The sequence below is a fragment of the Flavobacterium saccharophilum genome, assembly GCF_900142735.1.
Lineage (GTDB): Bacteria > Bacteroidota > Bacteroidia > Flavobacteriales > Flavobacteriaceae > Flavobacterium > Flavobacterium saccharophilum.
Map to the genome: position 1 here is coordinate 503,890 of NZ_FRBY01000005.1, position 16,873 is coordinate 520,762.

Here is a 16,873-nt window from a genome sequence, read left to right on the forward strand (position 1 = left end):
CTTACGAATTAAAATCTAAAGTGAGAAAAAGCTTTATTAGCTTCTGCCATCTTGTGAGTATCCATTCTTTTCTTAACCGCAGCACCTTCTTCTTTAGCAGCAGCTAAACATTCTGACGCTAAACGTTGTGCCATAGATTTTTCATTTCTTCTTCTAGAATAAAGTATCAACCACTTCATTGCCATAGAAATTTTTCTGTCTGGTCTAATTTGCATTGGAATTTGAAATGTAGCTCCACCTACTCTACGACTACGCACTTCTACGTGAGGCATAACGTTAGTTAAAGCATCTTTCCAAATTTCTAATGAAGATTTTTCTGAATCTTGCTTCTTAGATTCGATAATGTCAATTGCATCATAAAATACTTTGAAAGCTGTAGATTTCTTACCGTCCCACATTAAGTTGTTCACAAAACGCGTTACCAATTGGTCGTTAAACCTCGGATCTGGTAAAAGTGGTCTTTTCTTTGCCGCTCTTTTTCTCATGTCTTTTTCTTAAAAGTTTTAAATTACTTTTTTGCTTCTTTTGGGCGTTTAGCACCGTACTTAGATCTTCTTTGCGTTCTTCCTGCAACCCCTGACGTGTCAAGCGCTCCACGAACGATATGATATCTAACACCTGGTAAATCTTTTACCCTTCCGCCTCTAACTAATACTATCGAGTGCTCTTGTAAATTGTGTCCTTCTCCAGGGATGTAAGCATTCACTTCATTACCATTTGTCAAACGTACACGCGCAACTTTACGCATTGCAGAGTTTGGTTTTTTTGGTGTAGTAGTGTAAACACGCGTACAAACCCCTCTTCTTTGAGGACAAGAATCTAAAGCAACCGATTTACTCTTCTTAGTTATCTGAGTTCTTCCTGTTCTTACTAATTGTTGAATTGTTGGCATAATTAATACTAAAAATTTATTATGTATATTAAATTCCCGCTTTTTACGGGGTTGCAAATGTATAAAATATTTTTCACTATACAAACGTTAATCCATTAATTTTCAATAACATTATTTAAGCTTATCTTTTTAGAAACAAACGACATATATTTTCAATACTTTTAACAAATCAAATTATCCCCCTTGAAACAGTTATTATACATATTATTTTTAAGCATACCTCTAAGTTGTTATGCTCAAAATTTTCATCTAACAATTAAAGGAATAAACGACGCTGAAAACAAAACGATTGACTCCTTAAATTACTCCACTAAACACACTAATATAAAGTCCTTATATGATGAAATAAACATTACCTCAGAAAAACTTTCCAAAAGAGGCTATTTAGACAATAAAATACTGGAAACAAAGAAGATAAACGACAGCATCTATACATCAATACTTACGTTAAAATCAAGAACAAAACACATACATATATATATAGGTATAAATAATCCTTTTTTTCACTCCAACAAAAACAAAAAGGACACTCTGATTTTACCATACGAAGAAGTCGAGACCTACCTAAATCAAAAAATAATCGAAGCAGAAAAACAAGGATTTGCATTAAGTAAAATAAAACTTGAAAATATACATAGAAAGAATTTGATAATTTTAGCAAGTCTTAATTTTAAATCCGAAAAAAAAAGGCAGGTAAATTCCATTATCCTAAATTACACAAACAATAAAGACAAGACAAATTTCCCGAAAGGACACCTAAAACAACTTAATAAAAAGTACTTACACAAAACTTTTAATCAAGAAATTATCAAAGAAGTTTATAACGAAATAAACAGTTATGAATTCACAAACCAAACAAAATATCCAGAGATACTATTTACAAATGACTCAACTAAGATCTTCATTTATCTTGAAAAAAGAAAAGCGAACACTTTTGACGGATATATTGGATTTTCTAACGACAACGATGACAAAGTAAATATAAATGGATATTTAGACATCTCATTACTTAACACGCTTCATGCAGGAGAACAATTTTCACTATATTGGAAAAACGACGGAAACCAACAAACAACATTTAATACCAAACTAGAAATTCCGTACATATTTAAATCTTCACTGGGACTAAAAGCTCAATTAAATATTTTCAAACAAGACAGCACTTTTCAAAACACAAAAACAGCAATCGATTTAGGCTACTATATTTCCTACCACTCAAAACTTTATTTAGGATATCAATCAACTGAATCTAGCGACATCCAAAACACAAACAGCAAAACAATAAGTGATTTCAAAAACTCCTATATCACTTCAAGCTATGAATTCAAAAAAATAAATTACACAAATAACTTAATGCCGCAAAAAGCCAATTTAAATTTCGCGATTGGATTTGGAAAAAGAGATACAAATAACGACCCAAATACTGCCGAACCAAGCCAACAATTTTATATCAATCTGAATGCATCATATAATTTCAAGCTTAATGAAAAAAATTTCATTAACATAAATTCACAAAATTTTTATTTAAAAAGCAAAAACTACATTTCAAACGAACTATTTCGATTCGGAGGAATGAACTCCATAAGAGGCTTTTTAGAAAACAGCCTGCAATCCAACTTTAATTCATTAATTCTTACAGAGTACAGATACAAATTCTCAAAAAACATTTATGCAAACACAATTGCAGATTACGGGCTATATCAAGACTTAACAACCGCTACAGAACCAAAAAAAATAAAGAATTTAATAGGATTAGGAATTGGCACCACAATTCAAACAACAAGTGGCTTACTAAAGATAACTCTGACAAACGGCGGCTCCAATACAAGCGAATTACAATTATATAACACTATCGTAAACTTATGTTATAATGTTAAATTTTAAGGTTTAATTAAAAAAAAAAAAAAATCATTAGGAAAGTTAACAAATTATTAAGAGTTTTGCGAGACTAATTCAAAATATTTAAAAATGAAACTAAAGTTCAATGGATTCTTAGTGCTATTATTAGTACTAGTGGCGCAACTAACTTTTGCGCAAGAAAGAGCTGTTTCAGGAACTGTTTCTGATAATGCAGGTATGCCTCTTCCAGGTGTAAGTGTATTAGTAAAAGGAACAAAATCTGGAACGCAAACCGATTTTGATGGTAAATTTTCTATCAAAGCATCAACAAGCCAAGTTTTGGTATTTAGCTACATTGGTATGAAAAGCCAAGAGATAGCGGCAAGCTCATCAACTATCAACGTAAAATTGACTGACGATTCAGTAGAGCTTGAAAGCGTTGTTATTACAGCTGCTTTAGGGATTAAAAGAGAGAAAAAATCTATCAGTTATGCTGCTCAAGATTTAAAAGGTAGCATCATTAACGAAGGAGGTACTAATAATGCGGTTTCAGCATTATCTGGTAACGTTGCAGGTTTGCAAGTAATTTCTCCATCTACAATGGGAGGTTCTACAAGAGTTGTACTTAGAGGTGTTGGATCTGTAACAGGAGAAAACAGACCTTTAATCGTAATTGATGGTATTCCATTAGACAACGGTAACTACAACACAAGTAACACTCAAAGAGGTGCTGGAGGTAGAGATTATGGAGATGCATCAGCAGATATTAATCCTGACGATATCGAGTCTGTGACTGTATTAAAAGGAGGTCCTGCAGCAGCACTTTACGGAAGTAGAGCTGGTAACGGAGCTATTTTGTATACAACAAAATCAGCAAAAAAATCTGGCGGAAAATCTGAAATATCTTTCAATACTGGTCTTACGTTTGAAAACGTATACATCATGCCAAACTTACAACATGAGTATGGAGGAGGTAGTTCATCTACTTTCCAACAACAAGTTATCAACGGTCAGACTTACAACGTTGCTGACTATGCTACAGACGAAAGCTGGGGTCCAAAGTATGACACAAATTTGAAATACTTACCATGGAATGCATTTGATCCTGAATTTTCTAATGATTATTTAAAAGAAAAATCATGGGTAAACCCACAAAATGATGTTAGATCATTCTTTAACACTGGTATCACAAGAAACAACTCTATCTCTTTTGCAAAATCTACACAAGATGCAGGAGTTAGATTCTCTTTCGCTAACCAAAAAACAGAAGGTATTGTGCCAAACTCTAGTTTGACAAAAAACACTTTCTCTATCAATGCTAATGCAAAATTAAGCGACAAGCTTAAAGCAGAAGGTATGGCTACTTACGTACAAACTAGAGGTTTTAACAGACCTGAAGTTGGATACGGAGATAACGGATTAGGACAAAAATTCTACCAATGGGGTCAAAGACAATTGGATTATGATGAATTGAAAGACTACAAACTTGCAAACGGTGCTCAAAGATCATGGAATAGAATTGCATGGGATGACGCAACACCTAACTATTCAGATAACCCGTACTGGATCATCAATGAAAACACTTCAAATGATACAAGAAACAGAATTTATGGTAACGGAAAACTTACTTACAATTTCACACCAGAATTATATGCTGTAGGTAACGTTTATGCAGATGTTTACAACTTGAATATTACAGAAAGAGTAGCAATTGGTTCGCAAGCAACTTCAAGCTATACTCAAAGTTCTAGAACTTTAACTGATTTCAACTACGAAGGTCGTTTACACTATGACAAAAAATTTGATAAATTCAGCATCAATTCATTCGTAGGTGCAAACAGAAGAAATTACAATTTCACTAGAGTTTCAGGTAATACAGTAGGTGGATTGGTTCTTCCAAACATTTACAACTTGTCAAACAGTGCAAGTCCAGCACAATCAACAAATTTTGACGAAAAAAACAGAACAAACAGTTTATACGGTTTTGTTTCTGTAGGATATGATGACTTCTTATTTTTAGAGGTTACAGACAGACAAGATTGGTTTAGTACAGTAAAAGAACCAGTTAACTATGCATCTGTTACTGGAAGTTTCATTTTCTCAGAATTAACTAATATTTCTTGGTTAAACTATGGTAAAATTAGAGGAGGATGGGCACAAGCTGGTAACGCTGCTGCAACTTACGCACAAGCTAACTACGCTGTTGTTGGAACATCTTTTCAAAACGATCCAAGATACAGCCAGCCAGCTACAGCTGGTAATCCAGATTTAAAACCTGAATTAAAAACTACATCAGAAATTGGTTTAGAATTAAGTTTACTTGACAGAAGATTAGGTATTGACCTTACTTACTATGACGTAACAACTACAGACTTAATTACTGCAATTGAAGGAGATCCATCTTCAGGTTTCCCAGGTAAAACTTTCAATGCAGGTAAATTACAAAACAAAGGTATCGAGGCTACTGTAACAATTAACCCAGTGAGAACACAAGATTTCAGATGGGATATCACTTGGAACTACGCTCAAAACAACAATAAACTTCTTGAGTTAACTGATGGTACTAATGAATTAACACTTGCAAACGCACCATTCCAAGCTAGATTATTAGCTGTTGTAGGTCAGCCTTACGGTCAAATCTACGGAACTGACTTTACATATGATGCTAACGGTAACAAAGTAGTTGATGCAGATGGAGCATATATTCCTTCAGCTCAAAAATCTTTAGGAACTGTTACTCCTAAATACAACATGGGTCTTAGAAACAACTTTAAATATAAAAACTTAAATTTTGGTTTCTTAATTGATATGCAAGAAGGTGGTAGCTATTTCTCTACATCTCATATGTGGGGTTCTTACTCTGGTATGTTAGAGCACACTGCAACACCTGGTCTTAGAGAAAATGGTGTAGTTGTTGATGCAGTTTATGAAGACGGAACAACAAACACATCTGTATTACCTGGTCAGACTTGGGCTCAACAGCACTATGGTCTTGATGCAATGAACGTTTTTGACGCTAGTTATGTGAAATTAAGAGAAGTAACTTTTGGATACACATTACCTAAAAAAATCATCGGACCATTAGCTGAAATTAGATTCTCACTTTTTGCAAGAAACTTATTCGCTTGGGGCTTAGACTGGAAAGGAATGGATCCTGAAATGGCATCTTACGGAAGTGGTAACACTCAAGGTCTTGAAGGTGGTTCATTACCATCAACTAGAACATACGGAATGAATCTAGAATTAAAATTCTAAAAAAAAAATCAAGATGAAAAAATTATTCATATCAATACTATCAATTGCAGCACTACTTACTACCACTGTAAGTTGTGATGATCAATTAGAAGAAATCAACAAAAACCCAAATGCACCTGAAATTGGACAAACGACTACTTTCGGAATTTTCAATGGTGCTAATTACAACCTAATGACCAATGCAAGAGGAAGTTTTTCTTCAGGAAGAATGGCATTACCATGGGTACAGTATTCTGCACAGAGAAATTACACAGAAGAAGATCGTTTTCAATTTAGAGAGGCGACTAACAAAAGTTTGTGGACTGATTACTATGTAACTGCAATAGATTACAAAACTATTATCGATTTAAACACTGATCCTACGACCAGAACCGCAAATGAAATTTACGGAAATCCGAATAATCAGATTGCAGCTGCGAGAGTAATGTTGGCTTACACTTTTTTACAATTAGTTGATGCTTACGGAGATGTTCCTTACTGGTCTTATGGTAATAACGATCCAGACTTTCAGGCATTACAAATTGAAAAATACATAAAACCAAAATTTGCTTCTCAAACTAAGATCTATGCTGATCTTATGAAAGAACTTAAAGAAGCTGCTGCAATGGTTGTAACTTCTGAATCAGTTGTTTTCACAAGAGGAGATAAACTTTTTGGAAGTCCAGCTAAACTTATCAAATTTGCTAACTCTTTGAGATTACGTATTGCAACAAGAGTTAAAGGTGTTGTTCCTGGAGCAGAAGCTCACATTACTGAAGCTATTGCAGGAGGAGTTATGACATCTAATGCTGATAATGTTGGATTGAAATACCAAAAAGACAATGTACTTCCAAGTCCATTCTACAATGATTTCTACATTGGAAACAGAACAGATTTCGCTATTTCAAACACACTTGTTGACTTATTAAAAGGACAGTTAGGAAATTTTGGAGTTGACCCAAGGTTACAAAAATATGCTGCTCCTAAAACAGCTAGTAAAACAGCCGTTAGAGATAATACATATGCTGAAACAGATGATTTAACTCAATATGTTGGTATGCCTTACGGTATCACAAGTGCACAAGCTGCTGGACAAAGACCAAATACTTCATTCTGGAGCTCAAATGTATTAAAGCAAGATTACACAGAAATCCTAATGGAATATGCTGAAGTTGCATTTTTAGTATCTGAAAGCAAAGGATGGTCTGCTCCTGAATACCAAGCTGGTGTTAGAGCTTCTATGGAGCGTTGGGGAGTAGCTACTGCTAAAATCGACGCTTACGTTACTGCTTTACCTGCGCCAAATGAAGAAAATGTAATTACTCAAAAGTACATTGCTCTTTTCATGCAACCTTATGAAGCGTTTGCTGAGTACAGAAGAACAGGATACCCTGATACACTTTTACAACCAGGTCAATCATATGCATTTAACGTACCACAAGCGGGAGTTACAACTTACACTTTCTTAGCGTTAAATAACTTAACTGCAATGCCAGCAAGATTTACTTACCCAGTTAGTTTACAACAACTAAATGGTGAGAATGTAGCTGCTGCTGCTGCTGCTATTGGTGGAGATGAATTAGACACAAAACTTATTTGGGCTAAATAATTCCAACAAACCCTATAATACCAAAAACCACTCTGTTCATTCAGGGTGGTTTTTTTATATAAACATTATACCTATATTTGCCGTATGGAAAAAGAACATCAAATATTTGGGATTAGAGCCATTATTGAAGCAATACAGGCAGGAAAAGAAGTAGACAAAGTATTTATACAAAAGGAGATTTCTGGTGAATTAATGAAAGACTTAATGAAGGTAATGAAACGTGCCAACATAAACTTTTCATACGTGCCTGTTGAAAAATTGAATCGTCTAACACCAAATAATCATCAGGGAGCAGTTGCAACAATCTCCCCTATTGGTTTTATCGATTTAGAACATTTGGTTGAATCAACTATTGCCTCTGGATCTAAACCATTATTTTTAATATTAGATCAAATTTCTGATGCCAGAAACTTTGGAGCAATTATCAGAACTGCAGAATGTACTGGAGTAAATGGTATTATTGTCCAAAAAGCAGGTTCTGCACCTGTAAATGGTGACACAGTAAAAACTTCGGCGGGAGCCGTATTTAATGTTCCTATCTGCAAAGTTGAGCATATTAAAGATGCTATCTTTTATTTACAAGGATCAGGAATAAAAACTGTTGCTGCTACTGAAAAAACAGACCAAAACATTTACGACATCGCTCTAAATGAACCTGTTGCAATTATCATGGGGTCTGAAGACAGAGGAATTAACCCATCTGTTCTTAAAATTGTAGATGAAAAAGCAAAGCTACCCATGTTTGGAACAATAGGATCACTAAATGTTTCCGTGGCTTGTGGAGCATTCTTATATGAAACTGTGCGTCAAAGAAGTTAAAAATACTGAGAAATATAAGGTGGCAAAATAAATATTCAAATTATTAATTGATGTCTTCCAAATCTGCTCAAAAAATATTACTTATAAAAATATGCTGTATAATTACGGCATTTTTTGTTTGCGGAATGATCAATGCGCAAAGTAAAACTTACGGACAGTCATGGAATGAATTAAAATTCAATAGAACTATAAATAAAAAATGGTCCGGAGAATTAAATCTTGGAAGCAGTTATAGCAGTACAGAATCTTCATCAAATATTTTTCAATCAAATATTCAACAATCTGTAGCAGTATGGGCACATTATTACCTAACACCTCGTTGGAAACTCTCAACGTCTGCGGCTTATTTTAACAATAAAGATGTACCCGAAATTGGACAATATGAATCCCCAGAATGGAGATTCGCTTTACAAGGAATATACTATTTTCATAAAACAGGATACACTTTAAGTACCCGAATGAGAATGGAACTCAGACATATGAAAAATGGTAATAATGATTATGAAGATGTTCTAAGGTATCGACAGCAAATAAAATACCAACAACCTATCAATAGTAAAGCTTTAAGAAAAGGGGTAATTTATGCAGTTGCATTTGACGAACTATTCTTTAAATCTGGCGCGAAAGTAACTGGAGAAAGTTTTTTTGACCGAAATAGACTAAATGTGGGAGGTGGATATTTAATCACCGATGATTTTCAGGTAGAATTGACTTACGCCAATGAATATCTTCCTAGAAACGGAGGTAATAAAATTATCAATGCTGCTTCTCTAATTATTACTTTTAATAATTTTTTCGAAAATATAAGTAAAAAATTGACTCCTAAAAAACAAACTGAAGCTATCGAAGACTAAAGACTTTATCTATCTTCTTCCTTCTTCAAAAAGCAAATTAACTGCTCTATTATTGCATTTTTATGTAATTTAAAATTATAATCACGAATAAATTCTGTCCCTTTCATATTAATTTCAGCAACTACAGCTTCAAACCTCGAGAAAGCTTCAAGATCCCTATCATCCATCAAATATAGCACTTGCATTATTGAATCATTACGCATATATTGAGTATCATAATGTGATAATTTGTATGACTTCTGATCAGCCAGATGAACAATTAAATCATCATTTATTTTCTTTCCCACTTTTTTAGGAGGAAATGGCGTAGGCTGTAAGGCAATGAAATAATGTTCTTTATCTGTTACTATATTAATTTTTAGCGATTTTGATTTGGTTGTATAAAAAACAGCAGGGTCAAAATAATACACCATTGTGCCATCAGCCAGCAATCTGTTCTTTATATCACATTGAGCAAATATCTTTGAACTAACAACTAATAAAACTACAAGAATCAAAAAGCTTATATTTTTCATAGCAGATTGAGATGAATTAGAATATCTATAACAAAAATAGTGTTTTAAAACCAAACAAAATATTTGCTTCTATTTTTTATCCTCTGATTCTGATCTGGTTACAGAGTAATTAATTAATTTATCAGAACTAAAATAACTTAAAATAAATTCATCTTCTTCAACATGCTTCTCAACCGGAACAAAATTCCCGTTTTCATCAAAATGTTTCATAAAAGGATCATCTTCCGGGCTAAAATCTGGCTTTTGCCAATCATAAACAATAGCTCTTTTGTACTCGGGAGTTTTATAAAACAATGTCAATACAAATCCTGTAAGGAAACCTGCTAAATGACCTTCCCATGAAATTGTGGCATCTACATCAGGAAAAACATACCAAATCATTCCTCCATAAAGTAATATTACAGACAAAGAAAGAGCTACTAGCCTGTAATAACCCGTCTGAATTCCTTTAAAGAAAATAAAGCTGACTAAAACATAAATCAAACCACTCGCTCCAATATGATAATTTTCGCGACCGATTACCCAGGTAATCACCCCTGAAAAAATAATTCCATACACAATAACCGAAATTGCCTGCCTGGAATAAAAATATTGCAATGCAGCTAGTAACACCAAAAGCGGTATAGAATTATTATACAGATGCCCTAAATTTTCATGAATAAAAGGACTAAACAAAACGCCTTGTAAACCAGAAAAATCCCGAGGATAAATTCCGTTTTGATAAAAGTCAAAGTCAAATCTAATTTGGAACCAATATACTATCCATAAAAAAAGGACAAATAATACGGGAAGACCAATAACAGCATTTGAAAATTTAAATTGGTTGTCGTTCATGTTTTAGGAATTAATAAATGCAAGAACATCAAAAAACTATCCAAATACAATTTACTGATAATTTGTCAGCTAAACATAATCTTTTCAATCTTAACTCTTGAGTAATTAACTTTTAAAAATTTCTAATTAAAATTGAAAATAGTAATTTTACAAAATGGAAGCACCATTAGCCGAGCGTATTCGCCCACAGAAATTAGAAGATTATATTAGTCAAAGTCATTTGGTTGGTCCAAACGGATCTTTGACACAACAAATTTCGAAAGGAATTATTCCGTCTCTAATATTCTGGGGACCTCCGGGAACGGGAAAAACAACCTTGGCACAAATCATTGCCCAAGAATCAAAACGCCCATTTTATATTTTAAGCGCCATAAACTCAGGCGTAAAAGATATCCGTGATGTGATTGATAAAGCCAAGCAGAGTGGTGGATTGTTTACAGCCAAAAACCCCATTTTGTTTATTGATGAGATTCATCGTTTTAGCAAATCACAACAAGATTCACTTTTGGCAGCTGTCGAAAAAGGCTGGATTACCTTAGTTGGTGCTACCACCGAAAATCCCAGTTTTGAAGTGATTCCCGCCTTATTATCACGCTGCCAGGTTTACATATTAAATGCTTTTACAAAAGCTGATCTCGAAGCCTTATTACATCGAGCGATGAAAACTGACACCGAATTAGCTTCCAAAAACATTATTCTAAAAGAAACTGAAGCTTTATTAAGGCTCTCGGGAGGAGATGGCCGAAAGCTTTTAAATATATTTGAATTAGTTATAAATGCTTCGGCTGGAGATGAAATCATTATTACAAATGATCGCGTTTTTGAATTGGTTCAGCAGAATACGGTTTTGTATGACAAAAGTGGCGAACACCATTATGATATCGTTTCAGCTTTTATAAAATCGATACGAGGAAGTGATCCTAACGGAGCTGTTTATTGGCTTGCCCGAATGATAGAAGGTGGAGAAGATGTTAAATTTATTGCCCGCAGAATGCTTATACTATCAAGCGAAGATATTGGGAATGCTAACCCAACCGCTTTTATAATGGCCAATAATACTTTTCAGGCAGTCACCACTATTGGCTACCCAGAAAGCCGAATTATATTGAGCCAATGCGCCATTTATCTGGCCACATCTCCTAAAAGCAATGCTTCTTATATGGCAATTGGTAATGCACAGCAATTAGTTAAACAAACAGGAGATTTACCTGTTCCAATACATTTAAGAAATGCTCCAACGAAACTTATGAAAGAATTAGGCTATGGAGATGAGTATAAATATTCTCACGATTATGCCAATAATTTTGCTGAACAGGAATTTTTGCCGGATGCCATAAAAAAAACGGTTCTTTACAATCCGGGAAACAATTCTAGAGAGAATAGTAACCGCGAATTTTTAAAGAACCGTTGGAAAGATAAATACGGTTATTAAAATCTATTTTTAATTTAGAATTTAACTACAATTTTTTCTGAAACTAATTTGTCATTTTGATACGATTCAAAATACCATTGTCCATCTTCTTTCAAAATTAAAGAACCCTGAACATTGTCTTTAATTGCAATAAATACATTTGTTTGAGAGGTTTTAAGTAATTTCATAACCACTTTTGGTGTTTTATCAATTAATTGATAACCTGACTCAGTTGGCTGTGCATACAACAAATTAGGATCTTTAAGATCCGGAGATGGGGCGACCACCACTAAGTTGTTCGTTGCCGGAGCTGGTGCTGCAGCAACCATGACAGCCGGAGCAGTAACTGCAGCAGCTGTGCGGTTAGTAGAAGTTATTGCTTTTCCACTATATTTATAATGAAGTCCATTTACAGAGATGAACGCCATATTTAGACTTTCTCTATACGCAGTTTCATAATCTTTTTCTTTGCTTTTCCCAACTTCTGAAGTGTAAACTATTTTCCCATAACAATCTTTAAATTCTACAAAGAGCTTTGTAATTAAAAAACCACTTTCTTTTCTTACATCCATATACAGTAGCTGACAACGATCTCCTAAATCTGCTGGAAGTTCTTCATTTACATAAAATGCTTGGAAACCAGCTTTAGTCAAATTCACTTTACTCATTGTTGACATTCTATATTGATTTTCTGTTTTCATGAAATCATATTTCAATGGCACAATAACAGCTTTATAATCATTCACAGATTGCGCGAATCCACTAACCGCGCAAAAAATTGCAACCAACAAAAATTTAATTCTCATCTTATAAATATTTTTTAAGTTCTAATAAATGGTTTACCTGTTTTATATTTTTTGGAGCTTCTATCTTTTTTTCATTAAAAAAAATAGCATCCAAGCCTGCATTCAATGCACCATTAACATCCGCATCAAGACAATCTCCAATCATAATACTATTTTCCTTTGAAGCTCTGGCCGAATTAACAGCATAATCAAAGATAATACTATTTGGTTTCTTCACACCTGCTAATTCTGAATTTGTTATCGTATTAAAATACCCTGAAAGCAGAGCATTATTTATCTTTTTTTCCTGAACATTCGCAAAACCATTGGTAATAATATGCAATTTGTATCTTGGTTTTAAATAGTCTAAAACTTCAATTGCACCATCAAAAAGGTGATTATTATCTGTTAAGAATTCGATATAATCATGGGCAATCGTATTAATATCTTCATCTGAAATCTCAACATTTAAAGCATCAAAGGAAAACTTTAACCTGTTATAACGAAGTTCAACATGAGTAATTTGATCATTTTGATATAGCTTCCAGCAGGCTTGATTAATTGGAGCATATTTCTCAATGAAATCTTCAATTTTAATTTCTGGAAATTTACTCTTGAAAATGCGATCAAAAGCCATTTCTGAATTTTTATCAAAATCCCAAAGTGTATGATCTAAATCGAAAAAAACGTCTGTAATTGTGGTATTCATAATCTAAAAAATTCCTTCATCTACAAAACTATAATATTTTGTTTCAGTAATAATCAAATGATCCAAAACTTTAACATCTAAACTATCACCTGCCTGTTTAACTTTTTTAGTAATTTGTCTGTCAGCATCACTTGGTTGCAAATTTCCAGAAGGATGATTATGGCACAAAATCAAACCAGTAGCTCCATTTTCAAGAGCTAGTTTAAAAACTATGCGCACATCCACTATAGTTCCGGAAATACCTCCTTTACTTAATTGCGACTTAGAAATTACTTTATTTGAATTATTCAGAAAAAGCACCCAAAACTCTTCATGTGGTAATTCACCAATAATAGGCTGCATAATTTCAAAAACCCTTTTACTTGATGTAATTTTTACCAATTCAACTGCGTCCTCGGCTCTACGTCTTCGGCCAAGTTCTAATGCCGCGATAATGGTAATAGCCTTAGCCTCCCCTATTCCTTTAAAATTCATTAACTGCGAAATGGACATTTTTCCTAAGACATTTAGATTATCAGCACTCGCTAAAATTCTTTTACTTAAATCCACCGCAGATTCGTTTCGACTTCCCGAACCAATCAAAATCGCAATCAATTCGGCATCACTTAAGACGCTTTTGCCTTTAAGCATTAATTTTTCTCTAGGACGATCGTCTTCAGACCAATTTGTAATAGGAAAATGAGTAGTCTCCATCTTTTTAAAATTAAATGATAGATTTACTCATGCAAACACTATTTACCAAACCTACATAAGGTTCATAGTTTTCTACAATTTCAAAACCTACTTTTTGATAAAGATTAATTGCTTCGATTTGTTTGTATAATGTTTCTAAAACTATCGTTTCAAAACCCTGAGTTCTTGCTTCCTCTTCTAATTCTTTTATTATTTTCTGAGCCAAACCCAAGCCTCTGGCTTCTGGCGAAACGAACATACGCTTCAATTCAACTGTAGTTGAATTATATCTTTTAAAACAACCACAAGCAACCGCCTTATCATTCAAATAAATAACAAAAACATTCGGATTGAATTCGATTAAATTATTTTCCCAATAATCGTTTTTCAATTCCGGATAACGCTCCCACAAAAACGTATCAAAAATCTTTATTAAATCCATAAAATCAGGGTTCTCGCTTGTCGTCTTAACAACTTTTGTAATTAAATTCATTTACTATAATCTTAAAATGCTAATATATTAAAAAATAAGAAAAATCATTCATAAAAGGCAGTGCTAAAATGATTAAATTTAAAACAAATAAGCTATTCATAAACTAATCTTAAGAAGAATGAAATCAATACATCTTTTAATAATATGCATTTTACTTTTCTCTTGTAACCATAAAGAGAAAAATATCCTTCTAGCCGAGAACAATTTGGAAATAGCACAAACTTTTGGCCAACAATTATCAGATGCGGCGATTTCAATTATTGATCCTTCCATAGATTATGACCCTGCTTATTTTTCAATTAAATATCCTAACGGTGATGTTCCAAAAAACAAAGGTGTCTGTACCGATGTAATCATTCGTTCCTATCGAAAATTAGGTATTGATTTACAGAAAGAAGTACATGAAGACATGATCGAGAATTTTTCTCTGTATCCGAACTTCAAAAAATGGGGAATGACAAAAACAGACACTAATATTGATCACAGAAGAGTTCCGAGTTTAGAAGTATTTTTTGAAAGAAAAGGAACAAAACTACCAGTAACCCAAAATGGAAAAGATTATAAAACAGGAGAACTAGTAACCTGGATGATTAATGATAAATTACCTCACATCGGAATCGTAACCAGCAAAAAATCAAAAGACGGGCAACGAAATTTAATCGTGCATAATGTTGGTGGAGGACAAGTATTAGAAGATTGTTTATTCGAATATAAAATCGTCGGGCATTATAGCTATACAAATTAGATAATTAGATAATGTGTCAATTAGATAATTTTTAAAAAAAAGTGCCAACTGCATAAACTGCAATCGGCACATTATCTAATTTTATAATTGACTAATTATCTCATTAACTCCTTAACTTCATCAAAATTCAAACCTCCGTAATTTCCTGAACTCATCAATAAAAGTGCAGAATTATCAAGATTTAGGTTGAATAAATATTCTTTGAATTCAGTAGGATTCGTATAAATAATCAAATCTTTTCTGTTGAAAGAATTGGCAATTTGCTCATAAGTCACTTCTTCCAATTGCTTAATTTTTACTGCATCAGGAGAATAGAAAACTACAGCAACATCTGCATATTCTAATGCTCCTTCATATTCTTTCAAGAATTCAGCATTTAAACTGCTGTAAGTGTGTAATTCTAAACAAGCAACTAAAGTTCGGTTTGGATATTGTTCTTTAACGGCTTTAGTTGTTGCTGCCACTTTACTAGGTGAATGTGCAAAGTCTTTGTAAGCTACTTTTCCTTTTCCTTCCGCAATTTTTTCTAATCGTTTTGAAGCTCCTTTAAAACTTGCAATTGCTTCATAGAAATCAGCTTCATCAACGCCCATATTTTGACAGATCCATTTAGCCCCGGCCAAATTATTTAAGTTGTGCGCTCCAAAAACTTCAATTGGCATATCGCCTTCCGGAGTTTTTAATAAAGTCACACCATCACTTACTGTATATTCCGGTGTATGATAAGATAATTTGCGAATTGGATTTGTTGCTGCTTCAGCAACACGCTTCACCTCAGGATCATTTTCGTTGTAAACTAAAATACCTCCGTTGGTAATTTTTTGAATGAAAATTTCAAATTGCTCAACATAATTTTCATACGTTGGAAACACATTAATATGATCCCAGGCAATTCCTGAAATTAAAGCAATATTTGGTTGATATAAATGAAATTTTGGCCGTCTGTCTATTGGAGAAGATAAATATTCATCACCTTCCAAAACCATAAAATCATTTTCTTCAGTAAGATGCACCATCGTATCAAAACCTTCCAATTGTGCTCCCACCATATAATCAACTTCAATATTATGATAATGCATTACGTGCAAAATCATCGAAGTAATGGTTGTTTTTCCGTGCGAACCACCAATTACAACACGGGTTTTATTTTTAGATTGCTCATATAAGAATTCAGGATAGGAATAAATTTTCAATCCTAATTCCTGCGCCTTTAGCAATTCCGGATTATCTGCTTTCGCATGCATTCCAAGAATAATAGCGTCAATATCAGCAGTAATTTTTTCAGGAAACCAACCTAATTCTGCAGGTAAGATACCTTTTTTCTCTAATCTTGATTTTGAAGGTTCAAAAATAGCGTCGTCACTTCCTGTAACCTGATATCCTTTGTTATGTAATGCTAATGCCAAGTTATGCATAGCGCTCCCGCCTATTGCGATGAAATGTGTTTTCATTAAATTCCAAT

At 33.5% G+C, this 16,873-nt stretch carries 16 protein-coding genes; 7 read left to right on the top strand and 9 right to left on the bottom strand.

The genetic code is table 11. From position 1 onward, the window contains the following. Nucleotides 1–8 precede the first annotated feature (8 nt). On the bottom strand, nt 9–485 hold the full coding sequence (rpsG, locus tag BUA98_RS18160; RefSeq protein WP_007803600.1) for a 30S ribosomal protein S7: 477 nt from the start codon (nt 483–485) through the stop codon (nt 9–11). 23 nt (nt 486–508) lie between these two features. Then, nucleotides 509–892: a 30S ribosomal protein S12 gene (gene rpsL / locus BUA98_RS18165; RefSeq protein WP_007136570.1), complete on the bottom strand. Its 384-nt coding sequence runs from the start codon at nt 890–892 to the stop codon at nt 509–511. A 183-nt stretch (nt 893–1,075) separates the two neighbouring features. Between rpsL and BUA98_RS18170 the strand changes: the two genes are divergently transcribed. The 5 genes from BUA98_RS18170 (at nt 1,076) to BUA98_RS18190 (ending at nt 9,247) form a co-directional block, all read left to right on the top strand. Beyond that, complete coding sequence (locus BUA98_RS18170) at nt 1,076–2,776, top strand: BamA/TamA family outer membrane protein (protein WP_072974811.1); 1,701 nt, start codon at nt 1,076–1,078, stop codon at nt 2,774–2,776. An 84-nt stretch (nt 2,777–2,860) separates the two neighbouring features. Continuing rightward, nucleotides 2,861–5,986, top strand: a complete 3,126-nt coding sequence (locus BUA98_RS18175) for a SusC/RagA family TonB-linked outer membrane protein (protein ID WP_072974813.1) — start codon at nt 2,861–2,863, stop codon at nt 5,984–5,986. Nucleotides 5,987–5,999: 13 nt separating this feature from the next. After that, complete coding sequence (locus BUA98_RS18180; protein ID WP_072974814.1) at nt 6,000–7,574, top strand: SusD/RagB family nutrient-binding outer membrane lipoprotein; 1,575 nt, start codon at nt 6,000–6,002, stop codon at nt 7,572–7,574. Between the two features lie 84 nt (nt 7,575–7,658). Beyond that, complete coding sequence (gene rlmB, locus BUA98_RS18185; protein ID WP_072974815.1) at nt 7,659–8,393, top strand: 23S rRNA (guanosine(2251)-2'-O)-methyltransferase RlmB; 735 nt, start codon at nt 7,659–7,661, stop codon at nt 8,391–8,393. Nucleotides 8,394–8,443: 50 nt separating this feature from the next. Next, nucleotides 8,444–9,247: a DUF2490 domain-containing protein gene (locus BUA98_RS18190; RefSeq protein WP_072974816.1), complete on the top strand. Its 804-nt coding sequence runs from the start codon at nt 8,444–8,446 to the stop codon at nt 9,245–9,247. Nucleotides 9,248–9,252: 5 nt separating this feature from the next. On the opposite strand, the gene BUA98_RS18195 is transcribed toward BUA98_RS18190, so the two are convergent. Beyond that, the gene (locus BUA98_RS18195; RefSeq protein WP_072974817.1) at nt 9,253–9,762 is read right to left on the bottom strand and encodes a hypothetical protein; all 510 of its coding nucleotides are present in this window, start codon (nt 9,760–9,762) and stop codon (nt 9,253–9,255) included. 69 nt (nt 9,763–9,831) lie between these two features. After that, entirely contained in the window at nt 9,832–10,596 is a 765-nt protein-coding gene (locus BUA98_RS18200; RefSeq protein ID WP_072974819.1) for a rhomboid family intramembrane serine protease, read from the bottom strand. A 154-nt stretch (nt 10,597–10,750) separates the two neighbouring features. On the opposite strand from BUA98_RS18200, the gene BUA98_RS18205 reads away from it, so the two are divergent. After that, entirely contained in the window at nt 10,751–12,028 is a 1,278-nt protein-coding gene (locus BUA98_RS18205; protein WP_072974821.1) for a replication-associated recombination protein A, read from the top strand. A gap of 14 nt (nt 12,029–12,042) precedes the next feature. Here the strand turns inward: BUA98_RS18205 and BUA98_RS18210 are convergent, their stop codons facing one another. The 4 genes from BUA98_RS18210 to BUA98_RS18225 are packed head-to-tail and all read right to left on the bottom strand — an operon-like array spanning nt 12,043 to nt 14,666. Next, entirely contained in the window at nt 12,043–12,813 is a 771-nt protein-coding gene (locus BUA98_RS18210) for a hypothetical protein (RefSeq protein WP_072974823.1), read from the bottom strand. Nucleotide 12,814: 1 nt separating this feature from the next. After that, nucleotides 12,815–13,501, bottom strand: a complete 687-nt coding sequence (locus BUA98_RS18215) for a YjjG family noncanonical pyrimidine nucleotidase (RefSeq protein WP_072974825.1) — start codon at nt 13,499–13,501, stop codon at nt 12,815–12,817. Between the two features lie 3 nt (nt 13,502–13,504). Continuing rightward, the gene (radC, locus tag BUA98_RS18220) at nt 13,505–14,194 is read right to left on the bottom strand and encodes a RadC family protein (protein WP_072974827.1); all 690 of its coding nucleotides are present in this window, start codon (nt 14,192–14,194) and stop codon (nt 13,505–13,507) included. Between the two features lie 10 nt (nt 14,195–14,204). Then, a complete protein-coding gene (locus BUA98_RS18225) occupies nt 14,205–14,666 on the bottom strand; it encodes a GNAT family N-acetyltransferase (protein ID WP_072974829.1) in 462 nt (153 codons plus the stop codon). Between the two features lie 118 nt (nt 14,667–14,784). On the opposite strand from BUA98_RS18225, the gene BUA98_RS18230 reads away from it, so the two are divergent. Continuing rightward, nucleotides 14,785–15,411, top strand: a complete 627-nt coding sequence (locus BUA98_RS18230) for a DUF1287 domain-containing protein (protein ID WP_072974831.1) — start codon at nt 14,785–14,787, stop codon at nt 15,409–15,411. Nucleotides 15,412–15,506: 95 nt separating this feature from the next. Here BUA98_RS18230 and BUA98_RS18235 read toward each other — a convergent pair whose 3' ends face one another. Continuing rightward, a complete protein-coding gene (locus BUA98_RS18235) occupies nt 15,507–16,862 on the bottom strand; it encodes a UDP-N-acetylmuramate--L-alanine ligase (protein ID WP_072974832.1) in 1,356 nt (451 codons plus the stop codon). Nucleotides 16,863–16,873: the final 11 nt, after the last annotated feature.

Excerpts from the sequence above, each read along its gene's own strand:
- rpsG (WP_007803600.1), bottom strand. The coding sequence starts at position 485 with ATGAGAAAAAGAGCGGCAAAGAAAAGACCACTTTTACCAGATCCGAGG.
- rpsL (WP_007136570.1), bottom strand. The coding sequence starts at position 892 with ATGCCAACAATTCAACAATTAGTAAGAACAGGAAGAACTCAGATAACT.
- BUA98_RS18175 (WP_072974813.1), top strand. The coding sequence starts at position 2,861 with ATGAAACTAAAGTTCAATGGATTCTTAGTGCTATTATTAGTACTAGTG.
- BUA98_RS18180 (WP_072974814.1), top strand. The coding sequence starts at position 6,000 with ATGAAAAAATTATTCATATCAATACTATCAATTGCAGCACTACTTACT.
- rlmB (WP_072974815.1), top strand. The coding sequence starts at position 7,659 with ATGGAAAAAGAACATCAAATATTTGGGATTAGAGCCATTATTGAAGCA.
- BUA98_RS18190 (WP_072974816.1), top strand. The coding sequence starts at position 8,444 with ATGTCTTCCAAATCTGCTCAAAAAATATTACTTATAAAAATATGCTGT.
- BUA98_RS18195 (WP_072974817.1), bottom strand. The coding sequence starts at position 9,762 with ATGAAAAATATAAGCTTTTTGATTCTTGTAGTTTTATTAGTTGTTAGT.
- BUA98_RS18200 (WP_072974819.1), bottom strand. The coding sequence starts at position 10,596 with ATGAACGACAACCAATTTAAATTTTCAAATGCTGTTATTGGTCTTCCC.
- BUA98_RS18205 (WP_072974821.1), top strand. The coding sequence starts at position 10,751 with ATGGAAGCACCATTAGCCGAGCGTATTCGCCCACAGAAATTAGAAGAT.
- BUA98_RS18210 (WP_072974823.1), bottom strand. The coding sequence starts at position 12,813 with ATGAGAATTAAATTTTTGTTGGTTGCAATTTTTTGCGCGGTTAGTGGA.
- BUA98_RS18215 (WP_072974825.1), bottom strand. The coding sequence starts at position 13,501 with ATGAATACCACAATTACAGACGTTTTTTTCGATTTAGATCATACACTT.
- radC (WP_072974827.1), bottom strand. The coding sequence starts at position 14,194 with ATGGAGACTACTCATTTTCCTATTACAAATTGGTCTGAAGACGATCGT.
- BUA98_RS18225 (WP_072974829.1), bottom strand. The coding sequence starts at position 14,666 with ATGAATTTAATTACAAAAGTTGTTAAGACGACAAGCGAGAACCCTGAT.
- BUA98_RS18230 (WP_072974831.1), top strand. The coding sequence starts at position 14,785 with ATGAAATCAATACATCTTTTAATAATATGCATTTTACTTTTCTCTTGT.
- BUA98_RS18235 (WP_072974832.1), bottom strand. The coding sequence starts at position 16,862 with ATGAAAACACATTTCATCGCAATAGGCGGGAGCGCTATGCATAACTTG.